The following is a 25,591-nucleotide window of genomic DNA, read 5'->3' as shown; positions in this document are numbered from 1 at the left end:
GACCACCCTACGACCAAAACGCTTCGGCAACGACCGAATTATTGACGGTGAGAGTGTCGGCCGGCTCAGTGCCACGCTTCCGGGGTGATGCCCAGCAGGCCGCCGAAGGCCCGCTCTCCGCGAGCCGTCACCTCCAGCGCCCGCCCGCCTCCCGCCGGGCGCACCACCCACTTCTCCCGCAGGGCCCTTGCGCACAGCCGCGCCCCGGCGGTCCCGCCCAGGTGCCGGCGCCGCTCGGTCCAGTCCAGGCAGGAACTCGCCAGCGGCCTGCGCCCCACCTGGGCGAGGTCGACACCGGCCCGGGCGCACCAGGCCCGGCCCTCCTCCGTCAGCTCGAAGACGCCCTCGGTGCGCAGCAGCCCGCGCCGCTCCATCGCGTCGGTCACCGCCATGCCCAGCCGCCCGGCGAAGTGGTCGTAGCAGGTCCGGGCGCGGGCCAGCGGGTCCGGTGCGGAGACCACGGGGACCGCGTGCGCCGCGTCCCGGTCCGGGATCGCGTACGAGGCGAGCCGGTCGACCAGGCGGGCGGTCGCGGCGTCGGCGATGCGCACGTAACTGTGGCGGCCCTGCCGTTCGGTCACGCACAGGCCCGCATCGAGCAGCCGGGTCAGATGGCCGCTGACGGTGGAGGGCGCCACGGCGGTGATACGGGCCAGCTCGCCCGCCGTCCAGGCCCGGCCCTCCAGCAGGGTCATGCAGATGGCGGCCCGTGTCTCGTCGGCCAGCGCCGCAGCGAAGGCGGCCAGCCGGGCCGCGGGCGCCGCCGCGTCCTCCGGGGTCCCGGGATGCAACTCGTTCATGCATCCCAGGATGCCCCAAAACTTCGGTCCATGGCGAACCATCACAGCCACCCACCGCACCGCACCGCACCGGTACGGCCGGGAGGAGGGAGAAGCCGTACCTCCGCGCCCGGCGGCGGCTCTCAGATCCCGATGTTGGCCAGACTCACGCCGATGTTGCGCAGCGCCGCGGCGACCGAAGGGTGGTTCACCTCGAACCGCTCCGCGGCGTGCTGCAGCGCCTGCGCCACGCCGGGGTCGGCCGCCGCGTCCGCCTCCAGCCCGCGGAGCAGGGCCTCCAGGTGCTCGCGCTCCTGCGGCGAGAGGTGGGAGCCCCTCGTCCGGAGCTCCTCCCGCAGGGCCTCGAGGTGTTCCTTCGTCACGTGGTCCGACACCGTTCGTCCTCCGTCGCTCGCCGTCCGTACCGCCGGGGTCCGTCCCGCGCGGCGGTACCGACCGGCTGCCCCGCCGGAGCGGTCCGTACCCCTGGCGGTGGCGGCCCGGGCGCACACACGCGTCCGGAACGGCACGTCCGCGGCCACCCGGGCGCGCCTGCGGGAACCCGCCCGATGCGGCGGTACCTTCCCGGGCATGCGCACTCATGACCTCGTCATCGTCGGAGCGGGCTCCGGCAACGCCGTCGTCGACGAGCGGTTCTCCCACCTGGACGTGGCCGTCGTCGACGAGGGCCCCTTCGGCGGCACGTGCCTGAACCGGGGGTGCATCCCGAGCAAGATGCTCGTCCACACCGCGGAAGTCGCCGACGGTGTCCGCGAAGCGGGCCGCTTCGACGTGGACGCCGCGCTGCACGGGGTCCGCTGGGGCGACGCCCGCACCCGGGTCTTCGGACGCCTGGACAAGGAGGCCGCCGAGGGCGAGGAGGGCCGGCGCAGCTCCGGGTTCGTCCACGTGTACCGCGGGCGCGCCCGCTTCACCGCCGAACGGACCCTGCAGGTCGATACCGGGGACGAAACCCTCCTGATCCGCGGGGAGCAGGTCGTCGTCGCCGCCGGCAGCCGCCCCTCCGTACCCGCGCCGGTCGCGGACTCGGGCCTGCCGTACGAGACCTCCGACACCGTCATGCGCCTGGACGCCCCGCCCCGGCACCTGGCGGTGCTGGGCGGCGGCTACATCGCGGCCGAACTCGCGCACGTCTTCCACGCCGTGGGCAGCCGCGTCACCGTCGTCGAGCAGGAGGACCGGCTGCTCGCCGCCCAGGACGCCTCCGTCTCCGCCGCCTACACCGAGCTGGCCGCAGCCCGATACGACGTCCGCACGGGCACCGCGCTGACCCGCGTCGAGGGCGAGCCGGGACGTCTGCGGCTGCGGCTCGACGACGGCACGACCGTCGAAGCGGACACCCTGCTCGTCGCCGTGGGACGCACGCCCAACAGCGACAGGCTCCGGGCCGAACGCGCCGGCATGTCCCTCCACGACGACGGCCGCGTCGTCGTGGACGCCTTCCAGCGGACCACCGCCCCGGGGGTCTTCGCCCTCGGCGACGTGTGCACGCCCTTCCCCCTCAAACACGTCGCGAACCGGGAGGCGCAGGTCGTGGCGCACAACCTGCTGCACCCCGACGACCTGGTCCGCACCTCCCACGACGCGGTCCCGGCGGCGGTGTTCACCTGCCCTCAGATCGCCCAGGTGGGAAGGACCGAGCGGGAGTGCCGGGAGGAGGGGCTCGACTACGCGGTCGCGGTGCGCCGGTTCTCCGACACCGCGTACGGGTGGGCCCTGGAGGACACCACGGGTTTCTGCAAGGTGCTTGCGGACCGGGTCACCGGGCACCTCCTGGGCGCGCACATCATGGGGCCGCAGGCCGCCGCCCTCATCCAGCCGCTGGTGGTCGCCATGAGCCTGGGGATCACCGCAGCCGCCCTGGCGGGCACGCCGTACTGGATCCATCCTGCGCCCACCGAGGCGGTCTCCAACGCGCTGCTCGACCTGGACCTCGGTCCCTGAAGGCGAACGGCACCGAAGCGCCCCGGCCGGGCAGTTCACGGCTTCAGCGCCGCCCGGGCAGCCGGTGGAGCGTGATCCGGTCCAGGGCGCCGTCCGTGACCGTGAGGGTGAGGAAGGTGTGGTGGGGCTGCCGCCGGCGGTCGGTCGGCGAACCGGGGTTGAGCAGGCGCAGCCCGCCCGGGGCCGTGGAGTCCCACGGGATGTGGCTGTGGCCGAACACCAGGACGTCCGCGTCGGGAAAGCGGGCGGCGCAGCGCCGTTCGCGGCCGGCGGCCGGGCCGGTCTCGTGCACGACGGCGAAGCGCAGGCCGCCGAGCTCCGCGCGGGCGACCTCGGGCAGCCTGCGGCGCAGGGCGGGCCCGTCGTTGTTGCCGTACACGCCGATGAGGCGGCGGGACCGCGACTCCAGCAGGTCGAGGGTGGCCTCGTCGATCCAGTCCCCGGCATGGATCACCGCGTCGGCCTCGTCGACGGCCGTCAGCAGGGCCTCCGGCAGGCGGGTGGCACGCGCGGGTACGTGGGTGTCGGAGGTCAGCAGCAGTCGCATGCGCCCACCGTAGGCACGCCCGGTGGGGGAGGCACGGCGATGAGGGCGCCCGTACGGGGGGAATTCCGGGGCCGTCACGGATACGGTCCGTCAATTCGCACGTGTGGGCGGGAGATGCCGGGGCAAACGGCTTTTCGGAGGTTGATAATCATGGTTCCCCTGCTTCTTGTTCTTCTGCTGGTCCTGATTCTCTTCGGTGCCGGTTTCGCGGTGAAGATCCTCTGGTGGATCGCGATCGCCGTACTGGTGCTGTGGCTGATCGGCTTCGTCGCCCGCCCCAAGAACGGCAGTGGCCGCTGGTACCGCTGGTAGCGGCGCCGGAGGCGTGACAGGGGGCGTGGAATTCGTATTCCAGGTCTCCGGTCCCGGCGAATGAAGTGCCCCGTACCGGGCACGTGCGGCCGAGCGGAAACGGAGACCGTCCCGCACGACAGACGGAAAAGAAAAGGGCGGCAGGAGATTCCTCGCAGCCCCGATCCACCGGAGGAGTTGTTTCGCGTGACTGAGCACGTGTGGAGTTACACGTCGACCTCGGGCCACCTGGCCGGAACCGACCTGACGGGCTACAAGGTCGAAGCGACCGACGGCAGCATCGGCAAGGTCGACAAGCACTCCGACGAGGTCGGCGACGCGTATCTGGTCGTGGACACCGGCGTCTGGATCTTCGGGAAGGAAGTGCTCCTCCCGGCCGGCACCGTGACGCGGATCGACCCCGAAGAGAACAAGATCTTCGTCGACCGCACCAAGGAGCAGATCAAGGACGCCCCCGAGTTCCACCGGGACAAGCACCTGGGGGACCCCGGCTACCGTGCCGCACTGGGCACGTACTACGGCCCGTACATCCCGGGGATCCCCTTCGGCGGCCGCCCCGTCTGACCCGCGCATGCCGAGCAACGGGCCCGAACTCTCCGAGTTCGGGCCCGTTGCCGCGTTCCGGCCCGGAACCGGACCGTGGGCTCACCGATGCCCGTGCGACCGCGCGGGCATCGACATGCGGGGACGGGCACACGCGCAGCATGCACGGACAGCATGCGCGTCCTACGAGCACCTCCTTCCGGCGGGCCGCCGGCGCCGCGACACCACCCCCCGGGGGCGGGGCCGCCCGTCACGGCGGGGAGGGATCGGCATCCGAGCCCTCTCCCACCTGCGCTCACGCCACCCCGGACTGGCCCGGCGCAGCACCCGGAGGCTGCGTACCACGCGTGATCTGCTGCGCCGGATGCGGATCCCGCCCGCGGCGACCGGCGGCCCCTGTCCCCCCCGCGCGCGTACGGCCTGCCCCTGAGCGCCGGCGGGGCCGCGGCTCCGCGGCCCCGGCGCGGTACGTGGGGTGCGGAATTCCGTCTTCAGGAGCCGTCGTCCGGTTCCCGCGCGCGGTCGAGGCGCCCGGTGACGGGAGTCGCCGCGATGCCGTGGAGGAGCACCGACAGGATGACCGTGAAGGTCACCACCGCCCACAGCTCCCGTGCGGGAGCGGCGAACTCCGCCACCCCCAAGGCGTACGCCAGGTAGAAGAAGGAGCCGATCCCGCGGATCCCGAAGACCGCGATAATGGCCCGCTCCCTCCCGACGGCCCGTCCCCGTGCCTGCACGACCCACCCCACGACGGGGCGGATCAGCAGGAAGAGCACCAGTCCCAGAGCGGCCCCGCGCCAGGTCAGGGCGGCGAGGCCGCCGTCGGCGACGTAGCCCCCGACGAGGAAGAGGATCACGGCGGTGAGGAGCCGCTCGATCTGGTCGGTGAAGGCGTGCATGACGCGGTGGTAGCGGTGGCCGCGTTCGGCCCCGCGGATGGTGCAGGCGGTGACGAACACGGCGACGAAGCCGTAGCCGTGCAGCAGCTCCGCCAGCCCGTACGCGGTGAAGGTGGCCGCCAGCGCGACGAAGCCCTCCCGGTGTTCGGACAGCCGCAGCGCCTTCCAGGTCGCCTGGAAGAACATCCAGCCGAGGAGCCGTCCCACGGCGATGCCCACCAGCAGCCCCACCGCGCTGCGCACCAGCACGTCGCTCCAGGCCCAGTGCCAGAGCCCTTCCGTGGACCAGCCCGTCGTGGAGGCCGTGGTCAGCGCCACGGCGGCCAGGACGAAGGGGAAGGCGAGGCCGTCGTTGAGGCCGGCTTCGCTGGTCAACGCGAAGCGGGCCTCGTCCTCGTCGTCCTCTTCGTCCGTCGGTTCGCCCACCCGCACTTCGGCGGCCAGGACCGGGTCCGTGGGCGCGAGGACGGCTGCTACCAGCAGGGCGACGGCCGGCGGCCACCCGAGCAGCCACCCCGCGGCGGCCGCCGTCAGCAGGATGGTGAGGGGCATGGCCAGCCCCAGCAGCCGCCAGGTGGTCGCCCAGGCGCGCAGGCCCGGCGGCCGGTTGATGGCCAGGCCGGCCCCCATCAGCGCCACCACGACGCAGACCTCCGTGAGGTGCTCCACCACACCGCGGTGCCGGACGGGATCGAGGTCGGGGAGGGCGTCGAGCGGGAGCAGGAACACCAGGAACCCGGCGGCCAGGAAGACCATGGGCAGCGAGAGGGGACGTTTCGCCAAGGCTGTCGGCAGCACCGCCGCGCACAACGCCCCCAGCCCCACGCACGCATACACCACGTCGATTCCCGTCAGACCCAACCCGACCACCCCATCCCGTACGAAACGCTCGACACGCGTCTACCCCGATCCCGCTCCGGCCGCCGCCGGGGCCCCTGTGCAGATCGGCACCAGGAGAGGAGGGAGTGGGCGCACGTGCCGTGGGTACCCGGGGTGGGCGCGCCCGCCGTCCGGTTCCTCCGGAAACCGTGACATGCGTCACGGTCCGGGTTGCGGTCCGACAGGCCCGGGGCGGCCGTCGGGTGGTCGACATTTCGATGTTTGTACCTGTTTGGGGTTGACATGCCTCACTCCGCCAGAAACGGAAGCGGCGACTCGGATTCCGCTTTCGTCAACGGGGCTGATGGACGGTGGTTCTAGCGAGGCGTCAGATGCGGGCCGAGACGGCCGTGGGGGATGCATGCACGATCTTCGGGCCGATTCAAGCCGTGCCCCGGACCTCCTACCCGGCTTAGTAGCGGCAGCTTGCCAGGCAGCTGCGGGACTTCTCAGAATGGCGGCTCCTCCGGCGCCCTTGCGGTCCGGCGCCGGGAGCTTCGCGATCCGAGTGAGGTCACGCATGAAGAAGCACCGTAAGAAAGCCCACCACAGGAAAATAATCGTCGCCGTCGGGGCGCTGGCCGTCGTGGGCGTGCCCACCGCCGCCCTGGCGTGCCTCGACAACGGGGACGCCGACCTCGTACGGGCCGCCGCGGCCCAGCAGGACAGCCGACGCTGGCAGAACGGCCCCGCAGGCGACCCGGGCTCCCAGCAGCCCGTCGAGACCCAGGTCCAGGCCGGCACCCCCGAGAGCCCCGAGGCTCCGCCCCAGGCGCCCGCGGAGCCCGTCACCGAGCGGCCTGTGGAGCCGGTCGCCGAACCGCCCGCGGAGCCGGTCGCCGAGACCACGCCCCCGGTGCGGCCGCAGCCGCAGAAGCCGCAGAAGCCGCAGCCCCCGAAGCCGCCCGCCGCGCCGTCCGCGCCGGAGGCCTCCCAGGCGCCCTCCGGCCCTGCGGCCGAGGTCCTCGTGCTCGTGAACAAGGAGCGCGCCGCCGTCGGATGCCAGGCGCTGACCGTGAACGCGAAGCTCACCAAGGCCGCGCAGGACCACAGCGCGGACATGGCCGCCCACAGCAACATGTCCCACACCGGCTCCGACGGTTCCGACCCGGGCCGGCGGATCACCCGCGCGGGCTACGTGTGGAGCACGTACGGCGAGAACGTCGCCTACGGCTACAGCACCCCCGCGAAGGTCATGGAGGGCTGGATGAACAGCCCGGGCCACAAGCGGAACATCCTCGACTGCTCCTTCAAGGAGATCGGCATCGGCCTCGCGCAGCCGGGCCACTACTGGACGCAGAACTTCGGCGCGGCGCGCTGACCGGACGCCGCGCCGGCAGCGGGCGCGTACGACGTGAGGGGCGGCCGGAACCAGGCCGCCCCTCACGCCCGCCCCCGCGTCCGGGCCGGAGCGGCCGGCCGCCGAAGGCCCGGAGGCCGCCCGGCCCGCCCGGCCCGCCCGTGCCCGCCCGGCCCGCCCGGGTCCGCCGCCCGCCCCGCCTCACTTGCCGGTCTCGCGGCGACCGCGGGTCGCCCGCGCGGCGAGGGCGTGCAGCCGCGGATACCGTTCCCGCCGTTCGCGGCCGTGCCGGTCCAGCTCCTCCAGCAGCCGCGCGGAGCGCTTGTCCACGTCCAGTTCGTCCAGGACGCGGTCCGCTTCGGCCAGCAGGGCCCCGTAGAGCTGCCACTCGTCGGGGTGCAGGGCGATCTGCTCCGGGAGCAGGGCCGCGAACCGCTCGCGACTGCGGCGGGCGGTCGCGAGCTCCTCGGTGAGCCTGGCTTCGGCCGCCTCCGCGTTGGCGCTGACCTGGGCCGTGATGAGCTGGGCGAAGGACTCGACCGCCACCGCCATGTGGGCGTACACGTCCTGCAGTGCTTCGGCCGGCTTCGGCGAAAAGAGGGGCTCCGCTCCCCGCGTCCGGGCCAGGTCGGTCAGGGTCCGGCAGGACACCCGCAGCACCACCGCGCAGATCTCCAGGGTGTCGAGACCCGTCCGCAGCACCAGCCTGAAGAGGGTGCCCTCGCGCACGCGCGGGTTCAGCCGCAGGCTGTCCTCGGCCTGCCGCAGCGCACCGTCGACCTCGGCGATGTCGTTGTCGAGCCGGCGGGCCTCGTGCAGCCGCGCGGCGGCCGTCTCCACCGTGGTCGCCTGACCCGCCCCGCTCCCGATGTGCAGCAGGAGCGTGCGCATGCCGGCCGCGAGGTCGACGATGGCGTCGCGCGCGGGCTCCACCCACACAGGTGGTGCGAGGAGCACGTTGAAGGCCAGGCCGACCGCGGCGCCGATCAGGGTTTCGAGGACCCGGTCCCAGGCGGTGTCCGCCACCCGGGTCACCCCGAGGACGAGCATGGCGCTGATCGCGACCTCGGGTACGAACTCGCCCGCCCGCACCAGTCGGCCCACGACGAGGGAGGCCAGGATGATCAGACCGAGGCTCCACCAGGTCAGACCCACCAGAGCGCTGAACCCGATTGCGATGAGGACGCCCGCGACCACGGAGTTCACGCGCCGGATGCCGGTGGTGAGCGTGGTGTAGAGGGTCACCTGCACGACGAGCAGAGCGGTCAGGGGTGCGGTCAGCGGTGCGGGCTCGCTGCTCAGCTGGAGCGCGACGACGTAGGAGACGACGGCGGCGGCCGTGGAGCGGACGGCCTGGACGACCGCGGGCTCCCGGTGCCGACGTACGAGGTGCTGGAGTGAGGCAAGTGCTTGCGTCATGATCCGCACCTTCCCGGAACGCGGTGCCTCATCGCGGATTTGACATGCCGTCAGGGAAGGGCGGTTCCACCACCGGCGTCCGCCGGCGTGCGGGGCCGGACACGCAGACCCGCCCGGAGCGCGGCGCTCCGGGCGGGGAAAGGGTTTTCGGTCAGCCGACCGTCACCGGTCCTGGCGCGCGAACTCCTCGACGAGGGCCGCGCAGAAGTCGTCCAGGTCGTCCGGCTTGCGGCTGGTGACCAGCGTGGAGTCCGCGGCGCGGCAGACGTGGACCGCCTCGTCCACCCAGGTTCCGCCGGCGTTGCGGATGTCCGTGGCCAGGCTCGGCCACGAGGTCAGCGTCCGGCCGTGCAGCACGTCCGCCTCGACCAGGGTCCAGGGGGCGTGACAGATCGCCGCCACGGGCTTGCCCGCCGAGAAGAACCCTCGGGTGAAGCCCACGGCGCGCTCGTCCAGCCGCAGGGCGTCGGGGTTGGCGACACCGCCGGGCAGGACGAGGGCGTCGAACGCGTCGGCCGTGTCCCCGGCCAGGACATGGTCGACCGTGAAGCGGCCCGCCCTGTCCAGATGGTCGAACGCCTGGACCTGTCCGGGCTCGGTCGACACCAGCTGCGGGTTCCAGCCCGCCTCCTCGACCGCTTTCCACGGCCGGGTGAGTTCGATCTCCTCCACACCTTCGGGCGCGGTCAGAAAGGCGATGCGCACCGGGTCCACCTCCTCTTTCACCGGGATACGGGTACGGGTCCGGCCGCCGGACGCGGCGCGGTCACCCGCGCAGGGATGCCGCTCGCACCCCGCGCCTGCCCGGGCGCGAGCCCCTCACGCCTCCTCCTTCCCGGCCCTCCCGAGCCGTCCCCCGACCACCCCGCGACCGGGCTCCCGGCGCTGCGGACGAGCCGTACGGGAGGTTTCAACCGTCCGGCGGCGAGCACCCGGCGGGGGACGGGGCGGACCCGAGCGAGGAGGCAGGTGGCATGACCACGGACCGGCAGCACCAGGAGCAGGACGTCGTGGCGTTGATCCTCAAGGACCATCGCCGCATGGAGGAGCTGTTCCGCCGGATGCGGAGCGTGGAGTCGGACCGCAAGGACGCGCTCATGAAGTTCTCCGCGCTGCTGATCGCCCACGGCGAGGCGGAGGAGTCGGAGGTGTACGGCGCGCTGAAGCGGTTCAAGAACGTGGACGCCGAGGAGGTCGAGCACGGGACGGAGGAGCACGCGGAAGGCAACGAGGCCCTGCTGGCGCTGCTGGAAGTGGACGAGGTGGGCTCCGACGCGTGGGACAGCCGGCTGGAGGACCTCGTCAAGGCGGTCTCCCACCACCTGGACGAGGAGGAGCGGACGATCCTCAACGCTGCCAGGGAGAACGTCCCCGACGAGCGCCGGGCCGAGCTGGGCGTCGCCTTCCTGCAGGAACGCGAACGGCAGCTGGCGGCGGACTGCGGCAGCGTCGACAACGTGCGCGCCGTCGTGGGCCGCTGACGGCGGCGCCCGGGGGTTTGTCCGACCCGGGCGGGGGCAGCCGCCACCATAGGGGGCAAGGCCCCAGGACGGAGGCCAGACACCATGTCGACGAGCACTCTGATCGTGATCATCGCCGTCGCCGCAGTCGTGGTGATCGCCATCGCCGCGGCCCTGGCGATGATGGCCAGGCGACGCCGGCTGCGCGGCCGCTTCGGACCGGAATACGAGCGCGCGGTCCGGGAAGAGGGCGGCACGCTCGCGGCCGAGCGTGAACTGCGCGCCCGCGAGGAGCGGCACGACCAGCTCGAGCTGAAGGAGCTTCCCGCCGAACGGCGCATCCAGTACGCGCAGGAGTGGAGCGGGGTGCAGGAACACTTCGTGGACCGTCCGGAAGGGTCGGTCGAAGAGGCGGACGAACTGGTCTCGAACCTGATGCGGGAGCGCGGCTACCCCACGGAGGGGTACCAGGGCACCGTCCGGGACCTGTCCGTGGAGCACGGCGCGACCCTGGACCACTACCGGGCCGCACACGACGTACGGGTGCGGAGCGCTGACGGGCAGGCGACGACCGAGGAGCTGCGGGGAGCGATGGTCCACTACCGGGCCCTGTTCGAGGAACTGCTCACGGACCAGAAGAGCCGGTGAGAGAACCGGGAGAGAGGTGGGACAGATGCGCTACAACGACGAGGACCCGCGGCCGAATGACGGCACCACCGCCGAGTCCGAACTGACCACGGAGGACCTGGCCCGACCGGCCGCCGCCGAGGAGCGCGAGGCGCCGCTCTACCCCGGCGAGGCCACCCCGGGCGGCACCGCCGACGAGGATGCCGGCCCCGAGCCCGCAGCCACCGCCTCGCAGGAGCCGGCGGACGAGGAGCAGCCGCTCCTGGGCGCCGCCGACACCGAGCGGTACCGCAGCCAATGGAGCGAGATCCAGGGCCGGTTCGTCGACGACCCGAAGGACGCCGTCAAATCGGCGGACACCCTCGTGGCCGAGGTCATGCAGACCCTCGCGGGCACCTTCTCCACGCACAAGCAGGACCTGGAAGGCCAGTGGGGCCGGGGTGAGGAGGTGGCGACGGAGGACCTGCGGGTCGCCCTCCAGCGCTACCGCTCCTTCTTCAACCGGCTCCTGAAGACCTGAGGCGATCCGCCGGGGCGCATGCGGCACGCCCCGGCGGATCGCGGCATGCCCCTTACGCGCCCCGTGACCGGCGGTACACAATGGGCGCGAACCGCACGGGGGCCGCGGGGGAGGGGCACGCATGGGGCGGGTACTGCTGCGTTGGGCCATGGCCGCGGGGCTGCTGCTCCTCGCCCTCTGGTACGGCTCGTACTACACGACGATCCTGGCGTGGGAGCTGCGCAAGCTCTTCTCCTGGATCTGGCTGCCCGTCCTCCTTTCGCTCCCCTGGCTGGCCCGGCCGCTGCTGCGCGGACGCGCCGCCTCCGCCGGGACGGCCGTGGGCGTCCTCGCCGGTGTGAGCGTCGTGGCCGGCCTGGTCCTGGGCATCTGCTGGCTGGTCTTCGGCGCGTACCTGCAGGACCGCGCGTACATGGAGCACACGAAGACCGTGACCGAGCCGGTGCCCGCACTGGACGCCCGCTCGCCGTACGTCGTCGGCCAGGCCCAGGCCGCTCCCCACCTGGGCGATGTCACCGGTGAGATAGCGGACATCACCTACCTGCCCGACACCGACCGGTTCGCCACCCTCGTCGAACGGCGCGGCTGGCTCGCGGGGTACGAGGTCGGGCTGGTGCAGGAGGTTCCGCTGGGCAGCGGCGGCCGGTCCCAGCAGCGCTGCCCCTTCGACGTGGACACGGCGGACGCGCGGATCGGCGGATGGTTCACGCACAACCTCGGCCGGAAGATCTCCGCCCAGCAGCGCTGGGTCCGCTTCGACGCCGACGACGCCTACGTGACCTGCCGCGGGGACGGCACACCCGTGGTCGTGGTCCCCCTCAAGCGCCAGACCGGGGTCTTCGTCGTCACCGAGCGGCCCGCGGGCCTCGCCCTCTACGACGGCCGCACCGGCAGGCTCACGGTCACCGACGACACGGGATCGGTCCCGGGCGCCTCCTACCCCCTCAGCCTCGCGGCGCGCCAGCGCGAAGCCACCGCCGCCGTCGGCAGCTTCAGCGACTGGTGGTTCGAGCGAAGCGGCTGGGACGCCTCGGAGGACGGCGCCAACACGGGCAACGAATCCGAGTTCACCCTGCGCCACCGCGACGGGACCGGCAGCGCCTACGTCACCCTCCTCACGCCGCAGGGCGAGGCCAGCTCGGTCGTGGCCGTCTCGACGGTCCCCACCCGGCACCGCGGCGGCTCACTCGCGCCGCTGACCGTCCACCGCCTCGACCCGACCTGGTCGTCCCCGCAGGCGATCGTCGCGCTGATCAAGGCCGAGTACCGGGACGTCTGCTGCTACAACGACGACCGCGTGTTCGAGGTCGCGCCCACGGGCGGCAGCACCTGGACGGCCACCATCGGCAGCGCCCAGAACATCCGCTACCGCGTGGAGGGCCGGGGCCGCATCGACGGCCGGGAGGCGACCTGCCTCAAGGCGGCCGACGGCGCACTCATCAGGTGTGCCTACGCGGCCCCCGGCTCACCGGAGGAGCAGGAACTGCGACGCCGGGAGGAAGAGAAACGCACGGCGCAGCCTCCTGCCGCCCAGCCGGACACCGGTGACCTCTCCGCCTACACGCCCGAACAGCTGGCGGACCTCAACCGCCGCCTCAGCGAGGAGATCGCCCGCCGCCTGAAGAAGTCGTAGACCCTGGCCGGGAGCGGCCGGCGGTTCCCGGCGCGCCCGCCGTCACAGGGTCCTGGGCGGCCTGTCAGCGGGGTGCGCGCCGACGTGGCCGGTCCGACGAAGAGCACCGGCTGACGCCCGGCCCGCGCAGTTGCTGGGCCGTGCCGTCCTCCCAGGGCGGCACGGCGCCGCTGTCGGCGCCCCGCCGGCCCGATCCGCGGCGACGTCCGCCCCCGGCCTCGCCCCCCGTCGCGGGCGCCCGATCCGGCACGGCCTCGTGGCCGGGGCGCCGGACGGGCGAGGGGACCGGTCCGTCCGGGCCCCTACCGCGGCGGCACCCTCAGCGGACGGCCAGGACAGGTGCCGGGCGCCGTCGGCGGCCAGGACGCGGCGCTCCGGATGGGTTCACCATCCGTAAAGGGGTAGATATCCGATATGTCTTCTCATGTGGTGCGCACCGTCCCCTGGGCCGACAGCACCCTGGCCCTGCTGATCCGCGGCTACGCGTGGCTGCCCGACCAGTTCCGCAAGTCCGGCGGCGCCCCCGTGCGCGCCCGCCTGCTGGGCCACTCGGCGACCGCCCTGCACGGACGGGACGCCGTGGCGTTCTTCTACGAGGAGGGCCACATCGCCCGCAGCGCCGCCCTGCCGGGCCCCGTGCTGGACACGCTCTTCGGCCGCGGCGCCGTACACACCCTGGACGGCCCCGCGCACCGCGCCCGCAAGGAGCTCTTCCTCGGCCTCCTGAAGGACCCCCGGGGCGTCACGACCCTCGCCGGCCACGTCACCCTCCGCTGGCGGCAGGCCGCCGCGGGCTGGGGAAGCGAGCCGGTCGTGGTCTTCGACGAGGCCGCGCGCGTCCTCGCCAGGTCGGTGTGCGACTGGGCGGGCCTGCCCCTGTCCGACTCCCAGATCGCGCGGATGGCCGCCGACTGCACGGCCATGGTCAACGGATTCGCCGTCCCCGGCCCCCGTCACCTGCGCGCCCGGCACGCCCGCGCCCGCCAGGAGACGCTCCTCGCCGACCTCGTCGTCCGCACCCGCGACGCGGGCGGCCCCGAGGCACCCGGCGAGGCCTCCGCGACCGTCCTGGAGGCCGTGGCCCGGCACCGGGACGCAGACGGCGCCCTCCTCGACGCCCACACCGCCGCGGTCGAACTCCTCAACGTCATCCGCCCGACCGTGGCCATCGCCTGGTTCACCGCGTTCGCCGCCCATGCCCTGCACCGGTGGCCGCAGCACAGGACCCTGCTGCGCGAGGACGGCGACGGCCGCTACGCCCGCGCCTTCGCGCACGAGGTCCGGCGCTTCTACCCCTTCGCGCCCTTCGTGGGCGGTTTCGCCGCCGCCGACCTCGACTTCCACGGCACGCCCCTCACCGAGGGCACCCTGGTCCTGCTCGACCTGTACGGGCACCACCACGACCCCCACCTGTTCCCCCACCCGTACCGCTTCGACCCCCACCGCTTCCTCCCGGCGCACCCGGGTCTCGCGGACCTCATCCCGCAGGGCGGCGGGGACCCCGTGCGCGGACACCGCTGCCCGGGCGAGGACATCACGGTCGCGGCGCTCGCCGTACTCGCCGCCGAGCTGGCCCACCTCGACATGGACGTCCCCGAACAGGACCTCACCATCAGCCTGACCCGGATCCCCACCCTGCCCCACAGCGGCTTCGTGTTCACCCTCTCGCCCTCCTCCGTCCGAAGGCCCGTGCCCCGGTGACCGGCCCCCCTGCGACGCGCCCCGGGTTTAGCACCGGGAGCCAGGGGCAGACGACGGACCTGAACCCGTCCCGGTGCAGGAGGTGGCCACCGTGAGCGACAGCACGACCCTGCCCCACGACCACACGCAGGCGATCCTGCAGACCACGAAACGGGTTGCCGCCCTCCTCAAGGAGGCAGGAGTTCCCTTCGCCCTGGCGGGCAGCGTCGCCGCATTCGCCCACGGGGTCCCCGCCCGCTTCCGCCACGACACCGACTTCTGCCTGTGCCGGTCCGACAGCGACGCGGCCGTCAAGGCCCTGACCGCCGGCGGGATCGTCATCGTCGACGCGCCGGAGGACTGGCTGATCAAGGGACGGGACGGCGACGAGGAGATCGACCTCATCCTCGACCTCGCCGGACGGCCGGTCGCCCCCGAGCTGCTCGACCGCGCGGAGACCCGCGCCGTGGACTCGGTACGGATGCCCGTGCTCGCCCCCACCGACCTCATGGACAGCCGCATGTCCGCCCTGTGCGAGCACTACTGCGACTTCGCCGACCTCCTCCCGATGGCGAGGATGCTCCGCGAGAGCATCGACTGGGAGCACCTCGACGAGCGCCACCGCAGCGCCCCGCTCCCCGACGCCTTCCTCTACCTCCTCGAACGCATGCAGGTGATCCCGCCGCGGAAGGAGCCCGCCGATGGACACGTGCCCGACGACGACACCTGAGTACCGGGCGGAACACCTGCGCGACCGCCTCGCGCAGGACGACATCGCCGAACTCGGCGTCCGCGTCGAGGTCCGTGGCGGCACCGTCCTGGTGTGGGGGCCCGTGGCCTCGGCCTCCTGCCGGGACACCGTCCTGCGGATCGCCGCCGAAGTCCTCGCCCCGCTGCCCTGGCGCCACGACCTGTCGGTCGTCCACACCGACCCCCCGGACCACGAGGAGCGCCTCCTGTGATCCGCATCGCAGCCGTCGGCGACATCCACCTCGGACCGGACAGCGCGGGCACCCTGCGCCCTGCCTTCGACACGGTCGCGGACCACGCCGACCTGTTGCTCCTCGCAGGTGACCTGACCCGGCACGGCACCCCGGAAGAGGCAGCGGTCGTGGCCGCGGAAGTCGCGGGGCTCCCCGTACCCGTGGTCGCCGTCCTCGGGAACCACGACTACCAGAGCGACCGGCAGGACGAAGTCGTGGCCCTGCTGGCCGCGGCGGGCGTCGCGGTGCTGGAAGGGCAGAGCGCCGTCTTCGACATCCCGGGCGGCCGGGTCGGGGTGGCCGGCGCGAAGGGGTTCGGCGGAGGCTTCGCAGGCCGCTGCGGCAGCGACTTCGGCGAGCCCGAGATGAAGGCCTTCATGGGGCACTCCCGCGACTGCGCCGCCAGCCTCCGCCGCGCCCTCGCCGACCTGGGCGGAGCCGACTGCACGGCACGGATCGCCCTGACCCACTACTCGCCCGTCGCCGACACCCTGGCCGGCGAACCCCCGGAGATCCACCCCTTCCTCGGCAGCTACCTGCTGGCGCAGGCCATCGACGAGGAAGGCGCGGACCTGGCCGTCCACGGGCACGCCCACATGGGCACGGAACACGGCATGACCACCGGCGGCGTCCGCGTACGCAACGTCGCCATGCCCGTCATCGACCGGGCCTACGCCGTCTACCACCTCGGCCCGGGAGCCCCGGACCCCTCGACGGCCTGACACCGGCGGAGGCGAACGGGCGCCGAGGACGACCTCCCGCACCGCTGCGACCTGCGCCGACCGTCGCCGCCCGGGGCCGCTCCCCCCACCGCAGGGGGACGGGGCGGTATACCTCCCCCGCTGCCGGGGCCCGCGCGTGACATGACCACCCGTCGTGCGGCACCGGCCGCCGTCCCGAGGAGCGCCCCCGAAATGACCGTCCTTCCGGGCGCGGAAGCCGCCTGGCACACCGACCCCCGCGGCCCGCTGTCCGCAGCCGTCACCACCGCCCTCCTCACCCAGACCGCACCGTCCCCCGGCCTCGCCGACGCCGTGGCCGCAGCCGGGACCGACCCGTGGGGGGAAGACCTCCACCTGGCCCTCTACCTCCTCTACGAACTCCATTACCGCGGCCTGCCCGGCGTGTCCGACGACCGGGAATGGGACCCCGCGCTCCTCGCCCTGCGCGCAGCACTGGAGCAGGAGTTCATCGCCGCCCTGGAGGGTGCCGTCCCCCGCGGCCGCAGCGTCGACGAGGCCTTCGGCCCGCAGCTGACCGAACCCGCGAACGCCTCCGGCAGCGTGGCCGCGCACCTCGCCGCCGGCGGCCACTTGTGGCAGGCCCGCGAGTACGTGGCCCTGCGCTCGCTCCACCACCTCAAGGAGGCCGACCCGCACGCCTGGGCCGTCCCCCGCCTCACCGGACGCGCCAAGGCGGCCTTCGTCGCCGCCGAGTACGACGCGTTCGGCGCCGGCCACCCGGAGGCCGACCGCACCCGGCTGTACGCCGACCTGATGGCCGACCTCGGGCTGGACCCGGGGGACAACCACTACCTCGGCCACGTCCCCGCCGTCGCGCTCGCCCGCGTCAACCTGATGTCGCTGTTCGGACTGCACCGTGCCTGGCTCGGAGCACTCGTCGGCCACTTCGCCTGTGTCGGGACCACCTCCCCGCCCGGGTCGGAACGCATGGTCGAGGCCCTGACCGCCTGCGGGGCGGGGCCGGCCGCGATCCGTTTCCACGCCGGGCGCGCGACCGCCGACACCGTGCACGGGCAGACCCTGCGCCGCGAGGTCATCGCCGGCCTGCTGGCGGACGAGCCCGCACGGGAGCCCCAGATCGCATTCGGCTGCGACGCCACCGTCCTGCTGGACGACCGGCTCGCCGACCACGCCCTGACCGCCTGGGAACGCGGCGACAGCGCACTGCGCCGCCCGCTCCCGGCCTGAGCGCCGCACGTTCCACCCGAGGAGGAGACCGCGGGGCCCCTCACCGCACCCCGGCGAGCGGCGGGGTGTCGAGCCCGGCCCCCGTGCGGAGGCCCTCCAAGAACTCTCCGATCGCCTCCGTGGCCGTACGGGTCGCCGTCCAGCCCAGTTCCGCCCGGGCCCGGCCCGCGTCCAGCAGCGGCAGCCTGAGGACCGCGTCGAGCAGTCCCGGCGCGGCCGGCGCCAGGTGCATCCGCCAGGCCGCGGCGAGCGCCGCGCGGGCCGCTCCGGCCGGCAACGGCACCGTACGGGCGTGCAGCAGCCGGGCCACCGCGGCGGTGTCCAGGACCGGGTCGGCCACCAGGTTGAACGGGCCGTGCACCTGCCGCACCACGGCCGCCCGATAGGCCTCGGCGGCGTCATCGGTGTGCAGGGCCTGGAAGCGGAGCCCGGTCACGGCCGGGAGGGCGGGTACGAGGCCCGGCCGGATCAGCCGCCACGGCAGCAGCGGGCCGGCGAAGATCCGGCGCTGCTCGGAGGCCGAGGACTCCTTGAAGAGGAAGGCCGGCCGCATCCGGACCACGCGCAGCTGCGGATGGACGAGCTGGAACGCGTCGAGGTAGCGCTCCAGGTAGGCCTTCTCGCGGGTGTAGGCGGCGCCCGGCCACCCGTGGGTCGGCCAGCCCTCGTCCACCGGCCGCCCGTCGTCGGGGCCCGGCGAGTAGGCGCCGACGGAGGAGGCGTGCACCAGGGCCCGCACGTCGGCGCGGGCGCAGGCCTCGAAGACGCGGATGCTCCCGAGCACGTTGGTGCGCCACGTCTCCACGGGATCGTGCGTCGGCTGGAACTTCCAGGCGAGGTGGACGACGGCGTCCGCCCCGGCGAGGAGCGGTACGAGGTCGGTGCCGCCGGGGTCGATGTCGACGGCCGCCCAACGGACTCCGGGGATGTGGTGGAGGGGCAGCCGGCGGGCACATCCGACGACGTCGGAGACGGCGCCGTCCGAGGCCAGGGCCTGGACGACACTGGTGCCCGCATTGCCCGTGGCTCCGGTGACGACGACCTTCATGACACCCGCCCGCCCTTCCTCCGCAGCCCGTGCCGCCGGTCCGCCGGGCCGTGCCGCCGGTCAGCCGTCCCGCCCTGCGAGGCCGGTCCGGGCTCGAAGGCCCGGTGCACCGCGTCGAGGCGCAGGCTCTCCAGCAGGCGTGCCTGCCGCTCCGCGCGTTCCGCGAGCCGTGCGAGGGCGACCCGGTCGAGCCGGGTGTCGGACGCGGCGACGACCAGCAGCGCACGCCACAGGGCCCCCTTGCCTTCGACACCCAGTCGCAACGCCTCCAGTTCGATCAGGTCGCTCAGCGGCGACCGGCGTACCAGCCGCCCGTTGAGCTTGGCCCGCCCCACCTTCTCCGCCAGCCGCCCGACCGCGGTCCGGGGCCACTGCAGGGGAACGTCGAGGGCGGTCATGGCCTCGCGCAGGCTGTCCTGGTCCTCGGCGATCTCGGAGGCCATCTCGGCGAGCCGCGGTCCGGCGGGGGTGTCCCGGTGGGTACGCGCCATCCGGCGGGCCAGGGCGACGCCGGCGCCGGCGCCCGCCAGATGGTCGTTGAGGTAGATGCCGAGCAGCCGGTCCGGAGACGGGGCCGCACGCGCGGCGCGCCGTACGCGGCCGCCGGTACGCGAGGTGGTGCGCAGGGTGTCCGTCATGGCGTGTCCCATCGCATGGTGTCCGGGACCACCGGGACCCTGCCCGGCGGCCCGCCTGCGGGCCGCGCCCGAAGGCGTCCCTCAGCGCGTCCCGCCCGGCCCCTGCCCGACCCTTCCGGGACGAAACGGACGGCCGGGAGGGGTTCGGAAGCCGCGGGCCCCTCCGCGGCGAGCTGCGGCGGTGGAAAGCCCCGACCCGGGCATACGCGGCGGCAAGGTACGACAAGCGATCCGTGATCCGTTGGAGGGGACGTGCAGGAAGAGCAGTCGCAGGGGCGTCGGGAGAGCGCCGAGGAGCGAGCGGACCGGCAGTGGCAGGAGCTGATCCAGGAGATAAGAGTGGCCCAGACGGGGGTGCAGATCCTCCTCGGATTCCTGCTGACCGTCGTCTTCACCCCGCACTACCAGGGACTTCCCCAGACCGACAAGACGGTCTACATCATCACCGTCGTCCTCGGCTCGCTGGCCACGGGCGCGCTGATAGGCCCCGTCGCCTTCCACCGCATCGTCTCGGGCCGCCGCATCAAGCCGGAAGCGGTGGCCTGGGCCTCGCGCCTCACGTTCACCGGCCTCGTCCTCCTGCTCGCCACCTGTACGTGCGCGCTCTTCCTCGTCCTGCGCGTGGCCACGCACAACGCCCTGGCCCCCTGGCTCGTGGCCGCGGTGGTGTGCTGGTACCTGCTGTGCTGGTTCGTGCTGCCGCTGTGGGCCCGGGTCCGGTACACCACCCAGAACAGCTGAGCGCCACCCGCCGGCTCTCCGCGCGCCCGCCCGCACCCCGTACGACCCACCCGGCCGCTCCGATCCCGGGCACATGGCGGCACCGGTTCGGGGTACGCGCACCGACATGAACGTGTCGGAGTACATGATCGCAGTGGAAAGCCAGCCCTCCTACCTGCTCATCCTCATCGGGGTGCTCGTCGCAGCCGGTCTGCTGGGCGCGTTCTGGTGGGGCAGCCGCGCCCGCCGCCGCAAGAGCGCCGACCGGCTCGCCGGGCAGCCGCGCGGCGACTCCTGGCAGACCCCGGACCCGCCCGCCTCCCGCGAGGAACGCTGACCTCCCGGAGTGCGGGCCGGGGCGGGCGCTCGCAGGATGGGAGCGGGGCGGGTGCCGGCCCCGGCTCACCGGGGCGCCCGCTCCGTACCGTTCAGGAGGCCCCATGGCTGCGGACCGTACCGACGACAGGACCACCCGCCGCACCGGCATCCTGACGGGGTTCGCGCCGTGGATCATCTTCGACGTGGTGGCGGGCCCCAGCACCTGGGAGCTGGCCGCACTTACCGCACTCGTCGCCTCGGTGGTACTGAACCTGCCCGACCTGCGGCACGGGAGCGTGAAGCTGCTGCAGGTCACCGGAGTGGTGTTCTTCGCGGTCGTCTCCGTGCTGGCCCTGGTCCTCGGCCGGCACGACCTGCTGTGGCTGGAGACGTACGCGCAGACGCTGTCGAGTGCGGTGATCGCGGCGGTGGCGCTGGGGTCGCTGGCGTTCACCCCCTTCACCGAGCAGTACGCCCGCGAATCGGTGCCGCGCGAACACTGGGGCTCACCGCTGTTCCGGCGCACCAACCGCGTACTGACGGCCGTCTGGGGCGCGGTGTTCGTGCTCATCGCGGTCTTCGGCCTGGTCGCCGTGGAGGCGGGCCGGCACGGGGACTGGTTCAACTGGGTGATCCCGGTCGTCCTGCTCGTCCTCGCGGTGAAGTTCACCGCCTGGTACCCCGCCCGCGTACGTGAAGCCGCTCGCGCGTCCTGACCCTTCACAGCATGCGCCGCAACAGGCGGTCACCGCGGAGCAGGGTGTGCTTGAGCACCAGCCCCACGTGTGCGGCGAGGGCGGCGAAGAAGAACAGGTGGGCCGCGACGTGCGGGGCCAGTGCGTCGTCGTCGCCCACGACGATCAGCCACAGCCCGGTGAGCGGCATCGCGAAGAGCGCGGCGTACAGGCAGACCTCGGTCCGGTGTGCCAGCCTGCGCTCGGCGGGGGAGAGCACCGGCGCCCACGGCGGCAGGGGAGTGGCCCGGCGCCAGACGAGCCGGACCACCGTCAGCAGCAGGACCGTCAGCCCGAGGACCGCGTGCGCCGTCAGCAGCCGGTCGTCGCCGAACAGCTCGAACCGGTCCTCACCGCCCCGCCCGCGTCCCCGGCCGGAGTCCCCGCCGCGTCCCCGGCCGCGCCCGTGCCCACCGTCGGACCCGAGCCGGTACCCGACGGCGAACTGGGCGACGAGGAGCGCGGCCACGGTCCAGTGCAGTGCCTTGGTCACCAGTCCGTAGCCGTGCTCGCCGTTGCGCCAACGCGGGTGCGGACCGCGGGGATCCGTCATCTGCCCAGTCTGCCCCGACGCCGCCGCCTCCGCCGCCCGGATGCGGAGCCGTCCTGGCGTGCCCAACTGCCGGGGACCGGGGGCGCGTATGGCCGGGCGGACGGTTCCGGGCCCCGTTTGTCCGTGTCCGGCGGGGGGCAGACGGGCGGCATGTCCGAGACTGCCGAGTCGGTGAACACGGGAACCGTCACCACCAAGGTGCCTGCACGGCTGGACCGCCTGCCCTGGTCGCGCTGGCACTGGATGATCGTGGTCGGGCTCGGCACGGTGTGGATCCTGGACGGCCTGGAAGTCACCGTGGTCGGCAGCATCGCCAGCCGCCTCTCCGAGGACGGCAGCGGGCTGTCGATCACCGATGCGCAGGTCACGGGTCTCGCGGCCGCGCTGTACGTGGCGGGCGCTTGCTCCGGAGCACTGGTCTTCGGGCGCCTCACTGACCTCTACGGCCGCAAGAAGCTCTTCCTGATCACGCTCGCCGTGTACCTGGCGGCGACGGCGCTGACCGCCGTGTCCTTCTCCGTGTGGTGGTTCTTCCTCTTCCGCTTCCTGACCGGCTTCGGCATCGGCGGCGAGTACGCGGCCATCAACTCCGCGATCGACGAACTGATCCCCAGCAAGTACCGCGGCCGCGTCGACCTGATCATCAACGGCAGCTTCTGGCTCGGCGCGGTCGCCGGAGCCCTGCTGTCGGTGGTGGCCCTGAACACGGAGATCTTCGCGCCCTCGGTGGGCTGGCGGCTGACCTTCGCCCTCGGCGTCGTCCTCGGCCTGGCCATCCTGCTCGTACGGCGTCACGTGCCCGAGAGCCCGCGCTGGATGTTCATGCACGGCCGGGCCCGGGAGGCCGAGGAACTGGTCGCGGACGTCGAGCGGCAGGTGGAGGCGGAGACGGGACGTCGCCTGCCCGAGCCCGAACGGGCCATCACCGTCACCGTGCGCCGCAGCATCGGCTTCGGCGAGATCGCGAAGACCGTGTTCCGCACCTACCCGCGCCGGGCCGTGCTCGGTCTGTCCCTCTTCATCGGCCAGGCCTTCCTCTACAACGCGATCACCTTCGGCTTCGGGACCATCCTGGTCACCTACTTCGACGTCTCCAGCGCGGTGACCGGCTACTACTTCGCCGTCGTGGCCTTCGGGAACTTCCTGGGCCCGCTGCTGCTGGGCCGCCTGTTCGACACGGTCGGCCGGCGGCCGATGATCGCGGGCACCTACGTCCTCTCCGGTCTGCTCCTGTTCGTCACCGCCTGGCTCTTCGGTGCGGGGCGGCTCACCGCCGTGACCATGACCGCCTGCTGGTGCGTGGTGCTGTTCTTCGCCTCCGCCGGGGCGAGTTCGGCGTACCTGACCGTCAGTGAGATCTTCCCGATGGAGACCCGGGCGATGGCGATCGCCTTCTTCTACGCCGTCGGCACGGCAGCCGGCGGCATTTCCGGCCCGCTGATCTTCGCCGGCCTCACCTCCAGCGGGGTGGTCTCCGACGCGGTCCTCGCCTTCTGCATCGGGGCCGGCCTGATGGTGGCCGCGGGCGTCGTCGCCGTCTTCTACGCGGTCGCCGCCGAAGGCCGCTCCCTGGAGGACATCGCCACCCCGCTCTCGGCCCGGTCCGATACCGCGGCCCCGTGAGAGGGGTCCGGGCGGCGCCGTCCGCCCCGGACCCCGCCGCGTCACGCAGGGTGGCCGGCCTCCAGGTCGCGGACGTCGGCGTACCGCAGCGCCGGGACGGCCGGAGCGCTGTCCGGCGGGGACTGCTCGGCCGGTGAGAGGAGGAAGCCCACGTGGTCACCGCCCGGTACGACGTCCTCGACACGGCCGGTGAACCACGCCCGCACCTCGGACAGCACGGGAGCCCCGCCCGCGCCGGGCCGCCAGCGGACGTCGGCGAACTTGTCCACCTCGTCCCCGGTACGGCCGCCGAAGAGCTCGGCCAGCGCCCGCTGGTCCCGGCGCAGGACGTGCACGGTGAGATGGGTGGCCCCGCTCGCGACCCGGAAGGTCCGGTTGGCGGTCGACAGCCACACCATGAAGCGCGGCGGCTCGATCGAGCACTGCGAGGCGAATCCGACCAGGCAGCCGGCCAGCTGCCCGCCCGACGCAGCGGTGACCACGTACATCGGTCCGTCCATCGCGTCGGAGAAGGGGACGGGGTCTGCGTCCGGCATGTGACTCCTCACAGGTCCGTACGGGCGTACGCCCCTTTATCGGCGCCGCACCGCGATCGGTTGAACGGGTGGCCGCAAGGTCGCGGCGAGACGGCCTGCCTGCTGCACCTGGTGTGCGCCGACGGCGGGCGGCTCGCCACCGAACCGGGGGCCCGGAACTGCTCGCGCTGCGGCCGGCCGCCGGCGACTGAGGAGCCGAGACCGGGCCGGCCCGCCCGTGGCCGGAGCGCACCGTACGGCGTCCCGCGGGTCAGGAGGGCCATGTGCCGGTCAGCCGGCGCACGCCCGTGGCCCCCGCCCGGTCGACGGCCGCCTTGACCGCAGCGAACACCGCACCCTGCATCGCGGCGGCGATGAGCACCTCCCGCCAGGTCCGGGACTCGTCCATGGCGTCGGGCGCGTCCCCCTCCTTGCCGAGGACCTTCCACACTTCCTTGAACAGCAGTCCCGCGAGCAGACCGCTGACCATGCCGAGGCCCAGTCCTACGGGCCTGTATGCGAGCTTCGCCTTGTTCACGGTGACCTCCCGAGCCAGGCGGCCCGTCCGGGCCGCGACCTTCGTCCGTACCGGGCGCCTGCCCCGTGGACCAGCGTTGATGTACGGGTGCCGCGCCCGGCGGCGCCCGCTCCGGCCGCCTCCGTCAGGTGGCGGGCTCCTCGGTGTCGCCGCCGGGCAGGGTCGATCCTGAGCGACGAGGAGTTCCGCCGGCCGCCCGGCCCGCCGGACCGTGCGCGCGGCCCACGACGCAGGCAATCGCACCGAGGACGGTGACGAACCCGCAGCAGGAGCGGACCGGTCCGGCCGCTGTCGCCCGTCGGCGGGGTGTCGAGGAGGTCGATGAGCCAGGGCGTATCAGGGCGTCCCGTCCCCCGATGCGGCCATGATCGGCAGGGCGGTAACCGGCTGCGCCGGCCGTGCCGTCACCCCCAGGTGCGGCTGCACAGGACGAGGCGGTAACCGTCCGGGTCGGCGACCGTCACCCCGTGCTCGTCCCAGTACGGGTTGTGCGAGGGGACCCGCGCGCCGCCGGTGGCCACCAGGCGGTCGACCAGGGCCTCGTCCACGGGAGCACCCAAGTAGACGACGAACAGGTCGTCCACGGTCGGGGTGGGTTCCAGCGGCTGCTCGGGGTCATGGGTCAGCTCGAAGTGCCAGGACCCGCCGGACGGGCCGACCATCAGGAGGTCGTGTTCGCCCGGGGTGTGCTCGGCGGTCCGCCACAGGACGTCGAGGCCGAGGCCGTCCACGTAGAAGCGTTCCGAGGCGGCGAGGTCCCGTGCGGGGCGGGCGACGCGGACGTGCGCCGTGGAGTCGATCACGCGGATCCCTCCGTGTCCGCACGGGGTGCGGTGCGGCCCGTGGGGGCGGTCGGCGGCTCGGTTCCGGGGGAGGTCTCCTCAGTCATGATCGCGACCCTACGGTCCGGTGCGCCCCGTCGGCCAGATCCTTCCGAGCCGGAACCGTCCGCCGGTCCTTCCGGCACCGTCAGGACGATCGTGCGGCCGTCCGGGTCGATCAGGGTGTGCCGGCCCGTCGGCAGCTCCACGGCGGCGGACGACGGCGCTGTCAGCCCCAGGCGCAGGTAGCCGGTCGCCGGACGGCGCGTGGTCGGGTACAGCTCCAGGACGCCTCCGCCGGAGAGGGCCGCCGCGTAGTGTGCCGGTCCGTTGCCGTGCCGTTCGGGCACGAGGTCGAGACCGAGACCGCTGTAGAAGTCGCGGCACGCGTCGAGCCGGGTGGTGTAGATCACGGCGAGATCGATGATCAAAGGGGTGCTCCTGGTGTGTGATGTCCTGCGCCGGGGCGGACAGCCGCACCGACGCCTGGCCGAATCTCGCTCCTGCGCACCGTCCCTGACGGTCCGACACCTTCTCATACGATTGACCTTAGGGGCGTCTAGAAAGATCCAGACGGCCCGCGCTACCGTGGCCGCATGGTCTACA

At 73.3% G+C, this 25,591-nt stretch carries 30 protein-coding genes; 17 read left to right on the top strand and 13 right to left on the bottom strand.

Translation table 11 applies throughout. The annotated features are described in order from the left end of the window. Positions 1 to 65: 65 nt before the first annotated feature. Together ACFWUZ_RS11995 and ACFWUZ_RS11990 are read right to left on the bottom strand one after the other, a co-directional pair. Positions 66 to 800, bottom strand: coding sequence for an ArsR/SmtB family transcription factor (locus tag ACFWUZ_RS11995; RefSeq protein WP_384370962.1), 735 nt, complete (start codon positions 798 to 800; stop codon positions 66 to 68). A 122-nt stretch (positions 801 to 922) separates the two neighbouring features. Next, complete coding sequence (locus tag ACFWUZ_RS11990) at positions 923 to 1,174, bottom strand: DUF4404 family protein (protein WP_384370960.1); 252 nt, start codon at positions 1,172 to 1,174, stop codon at positions 923 to 925. Positions 1,175 to 1,370: 196 nt separating this feature from the next. Here ACFWUZ_RS11990 and ACFWUZ_RS11985 point away from each other — a divergent pair, with 196 nt between their 5' ends. Further along, on the top strand, positions 1,371 to 2,744 hold the full coding sequence (locus tag ACFWUZ_RS11985) for a mycothione reductase (protein WP_384370958.1): 1,374 nt from the start codon (positions 1,371 to 1,373) through the stop codon (positions 2,742 to 2,744). A gap of 43 nt (positions 2,745 to 2,787) precedes the next feature. Here the strand turns inward: ACFWUZ_RS11985 and ACFWUZ_RS11980 are convergent, their stop codons facing one another. After that, complete coding sequence (locus ACFWUZ_RS11980) at positions 2,788 to 3,291, bottom strand: metallophosphoesterase family protein (RefSeq protein ID WP_384370956.1); 504 nt, start codon at positions 3,289 to 3,291, stop codon at positions 2,788 to 2,790. Positions 3,292 to 3,441: 150 nt separating this feature from the next. Here ACFWUZ_RS11980 and ACFWUZ_RS11975 point away from each other — a divergent pair, with 150 nt between their 5' ends. Both ACFWUZ_RS11975 and ACFWUZ_RS11970 read left to right on the top strand, forming a co-directional pair. After that, a complete protein-coding gene (locus ACFWUZ_RS11975) occupies positions 3,442 to 3,603 on the top strand; it encodes a hydrophobic protein (protein ID WP_384370954.1) in 162 nt (53 codons plus the stop codon). Between the two features lie 186 nt (positions 3,604 to 3,789). Beyond that, complete coding sequence (locus ACFWUZ_RS11970) at positions 3,790 to 4,167, top strand: PRC-barrel domain-containing protein (RefSeq protein ID WP_384370952.1); 378 nt, start codon at positions 3,790 to 3,792, stop codon at positions 4,165 to 4,167. A 470-nt stretch (positions 4,168 to 4,637) separates the two neighbouring features. On the opposite strand, the gene ACFWUZ_RS11965 is transcribed toward ACFWUZ_RS11970, so the two are convergent. Further along, entirely contained in the window at positions 4,638 to 5,900 is a 1,263-nt protein-coding gene (locus ACFWUZ_RS11965; RefSeq protein WP_384371348.1) for a cation:proton antiporter, read from the bottom strand. A 544-nt stretch (positions 5,901 to 6,444) separates the two neighbouring features. Between ACFWUZ_RS11965 and ACFWUZ_RS11960 the strand changes: the two genes are divergently transcribed. Continuing rightward, entirely contained in the window at positions 6,445 to 7,245 is an 801-nt protein-coding gene (locus ACFWUZ_RS11960) for a CAP domain-containing protein (RefSeq protein WP_384370950.1), read from the top strand. Positions 7,246 to 7,425: 180 nt separating this feature from the next. On the opposite strand, the gene ACFWUZ_RS11955 is transcribed toward ACFWUZ_RS11960, so the two are convergent. Further along, the gene (locus ACFWUZ_RS11955; RefSeq protein ID WP_384370948.1) at positions 7,426 to 8,643 is read right to left on the bottom strand and encodes an aromatic acid exporter family protein; all 1,218 of its coding nucleotides are present in this window, start codon (positions 8,641 to 8,643) and stop codon (positions 7,426 to 7,428) included. Positions 8,644 to 8,805: 162 nt separating this feature from the next. Then, positions 8,806 to 9,348 carry a type 1 glutamine amidotransferase domain-containing protein gene (locus tag ACFWUZ_RS11950; protein ID WP_384370946.1) on the bottom strand — a complete coding sequence of 181 codons (543 nt, stop codon included), beginning with the start codon at positions 9,346 to 9,348 and terminating at the stop codon, positions 8,806 to 8,808. 269 nt (positions 9,349 to 9,617) lie between these two features. Here ACFWUZ_RS11950 and ACFWUZ_RS11945 point away from each other — a divergent pair, with 269 nt between their 5' ends. The 9 genes from ACFWUZ_RS11945 to ACFWUZ_RS11905 all read left to right on the top strand — a co-directional run bounded on the left by ACFWUZ_RS11945 (position 9,618) and on the right by ACFWUZ_RS11905 (position 17,477). Next, the gene (locus ACFWUZ_RS11945) at positions 9,618 to 10,124 is read left to right on the top strand and encodes a hemerythrin domain-containing protein (RefSeq protein ID WP_384370944.1); all 507 of its coding nucleotides are present in this window, start codon (positions 9,618 to 9,620) and stop codon (positions 10,122 to 10,124) included. Between the two features lie 84 nt (positions 10,125 to 10,208). Beyond that, a complete protein-coding gene (locus ACFWUZ_RS11940) occupies positions 10,209 to 10,751 on the top strand; it encodes a hypothetical protein (RefSeq protein ID WP_384370942.1) in 543 nt (180 codons plus the stop codon). Positions 10,752 to 10,776: 25 nt separating this feature from the next. Continuing rightward, complete coding sequence (locus tag ACFWUZ_RS11935) at positions 10,777 to 11,250, top strand: hypothetical protein (protein WP_384370940.1); 474 nt, start codon at positions 10,777 to 10,779, stop codon at positions 11,248 to 11,250. Positions 11,251 to 11,371: 121 nt separating this feature from the next. Next, on the top strand, positions 11,372 to 12,883 hold the full coding sequence (locus ACFWUZ_RS11930; protein ID WP_384370938.1) for a hypothetical protein: 1,512 nt from the start codon (positions 11,372 to 11,374) through the stop codon (positions 12,881 to 12,883). A 414-nt stretch (positions 12,884 to 13,297) separates the two neighbouring features. After that, positions 13,298 to 14,584: a cytochrome P450 gene (locus ACFWUZ_RS11925; protein ID WP_384370935.1), complete on the top strand. Its 1,287-nt coding sequence runs from the start codon at positions 13,298 to 13,300 to the stop codon at positions 14,582 to 14,584. A 91-nt stretch (positions 14,585 to 14,675) separates the two neighbouring features. Next, a complete protein-coding gene (locus tag ACFWUZ_RS11920; RefSeq protein WP_384370933.1) occupies positions 14,676 to 15,293 on the top strand; it encodes a nucleotidyltransferase family protein in 618 nt (205 codons plus the stop codon). After that, entirely contained in the window at positions 15,265 to 15,525 is a 261-nt protein-coding gene (locus tag ACFWUZ_RS11915; RefSeq protein ID WP_384370931.1) for a BON domain-containing protein, read from the top strand. The genes ACFWUZ_RS11920 and ACFWUZ_RS11915 overlap by 29 nt, the downstream gene beginning before the upstream one ends. Beyond that, positions 15,522 to 16,268 carry a metallophosphoesterase gene (locus ACFWUZ_RS11910; protein WP_384370929.1) on the top strand — a complete coding sequence of 249 codons (747 nt, stop codon included), beginning with the start codon at positions 15,522 to 15,524 and terminating at the stop codon, positions 16,266 to 16,268. Before ACFWUZ_RS11915 ends, ACFWUZ_RS11910 begins: the two co-directional genes overlap by 4 nt. Positions 16,269 to 16,460: 192 nt before the next feature. Further along, positions 16,461 to 17,477, top strand: a complete 1,017-nt coding sequence (locus tag ACFWUZ_RS11905; protein ID WP_384370927.1) for an iron-containing redox enzyme family protein — start codon at positions 16,461 to 16,463, stop codon at positions 17,475 to 17,477. A gap of 40 nt (positions 17,478 to 17,517) precedes the next feature. On the opposite strand, the gene ACFWUZ_RS11900 is transcribed toward ACFWUZ_RS11905, so the two are convergent. Together ACFWUZ_RS11900 and ACFWUZ_RS11895 are read right to left on the bottom strand one after the other, a co-directional pair. Further along, entirely contained in the window at positions 17,518 to 18,525 is a 1,008-nt protein-coding gene (locus ACFWUZ_RS11900; RefSeq protein WP_384370925.1) for an NAD-dependent epimerase/dehydratase family protein, read from the bottom strand. Then, positions 18,522 to 19,163, bottom strand: coding sequence for a hypothetical protein (locus tag ACFWUZ_RS11895; RefSeq protein ID WP_384370923.1), 642 nt, complete (start codon positions 19,161 to 19,163; stop codon positions 18,522 to 18,524). Before ACFWUZ_RS11895 ends, ACFWUZ_RS11900 begins: the two co-directional genes overlap by 4 nt. Positions 19,164 to 19,415: 252 nt before the next feature. Between ACFWUZ_RS11895 and ACFWUZ_RS11890 the strand changes: the two genes are divergently transcribed. From ACFWUZ_RS11890 to ACFWUZ_RS11880, 3 genes are all read left to right on the top strand, one after another. Further along, positions 19,416 to 19,904 (top strand): DUF6328 family protein, encoded by a 489-nt coding sequence (locus ACFWUZ_RS11890; RefSeq protein ID WP_384370921.1) that lies wholly within the window; start codon positions 19,416 to 19,418, stop codon positions 19,902 to 19,904. A 106-nt stretch (positions 19,905 to 20,010) separates the two neighbouring features. Beyond that, positions 20,011 to 20,220 carry a DUF6479 family protein gene (locus tag ACFWUZ_RS11885; protein WP_384370919.1) on the top strand — a complete coding sequence of 70 codons (210 nt, stop codon included), beginning with the start codon at positions 20,011 to 20,013 and terminating at the stop codon, positions 20,218 to 20,220. Between the two features lie 103 nt (positions 20,221 to 20,323). Beyond that, on the top strand, positions 20,324 to 20,917 hold the full coding sequence (locus ACFWUZ_RS11880; RefSeq protein WP_384370917.1) for a hypothetical protein: 594 nt from the start codon (positions 20,324 to 20,326) through the stop codon (positions 20,915 to 20,917). A 4-nt stretch (positions 20,918 to 20,921) separates the two neighbouring features. Here the strand turns inward: ACFWUZ_RS11880 and ACFWUZ_RS11875 are convergent, their stop codons facing one another. Beyond that, on the bottom strand, positions 20,922 to 21,488 hold the full coding sequence (locus ACFWUZ_RS11875) for a cytochrome b (protein WP_384370915.1): 567 nt from the start codon (positions 21,486 to 21,488) through the stop codon (positions 20,922 to 20,924). Positions 21,489 to 21,638: 150 nt separating this feature from the next. Between ACFWUZ_RS11875 and ACFWUZ_RS11870 the strand changes: the two genes are divergently transcribed. Beyond that, positions 21,639 to 23,111, top strand: a complete 1,473-nt coding sequence (locus ACFWUZ_RS11870) for an MFS transporter (RefSeq protein ID WP_384370913.1) — start codon at positions 21,639 to 21,641, stop codon at positions 23,109 to 23,111. Positions 23,112 to 23,152: 41 nt separating this feature from the next. Here the strand turns inward: ACFWUZ_RS11870 and ACFWUZ_RS11865 are convergent, their stop codons facing one another. The 4 genes from ACFWUZ_RS11865 to ACFWUZ_RS11850 form a co-directional block, all read right to left on the bottom strand. Next, positions 23,153 to 23,647, bottom strand: coding sequence for a flavin reductase family protein (locus tag ACFWUZ_RS11865; RefSeq protein ID WP_384370911.1), 495 nt, complete (start codon positions 23,645 to 23,647; stop codon positions 23,153 to 23,155). A 250-nt stretch (positions 23,648 to 23,897) separates the two neighbouring features. Next, positions 23,898 to 24,164: a DUF4235 domain-containing protein gene (locus ACFWUZ_RS11860; protein ID WP_384370909.1), complete on the bottom strand. Its 267-nt coding sequence runs from the start codon at positions 24,162 to 24,164 to the stop codon at positions 23,898 to 23,900. 404 nt (positions 24,165 to 24,568) lie between these two features. Then, complete coding sequence (locus tag ACFWUZ_RS11855) at positions 24,569 to 24,967, bottom strand: VOC family protein (RefSeq protein ID WP_384370907.1); 399 nt, start codon at positions 24,965 to 24,967, stop codon at positions 24,569 to 24,571. Next, positions 24,964 to 25,416, bottom strand: coding sequence for a hypothetical protein (locus ACFWUZ_RS11850; RefSeq protein ID WP_384370905.1), 453 nt, complete (start codon positions 25,414 to 25,416; stop codon positions 24,964 to 24,966). The genes ACFWUZ_RS11855 and ACFWUZ_RS11850 overlap by 4 nt, the downstream gene beginning before the upstream one ends. Positions 25,417 to 25,591: the final 175 nt, after the last annotated feature.

Source organism: Streptomyces sp. NPDC058646, assembly GCF_042716875.1.
In the GTDB taxonomy this organism is placed as follows: Bacteria; Actinomycetota; Actinomycetes; order Streptomycetales; family Streptomycetaceae; genus Streptomyces.
The sequence above is the reverse complement of the archived record's forward strand: the minus strand, read 5'-3'. Positions and strand labels throughout refer to the sequence as shown.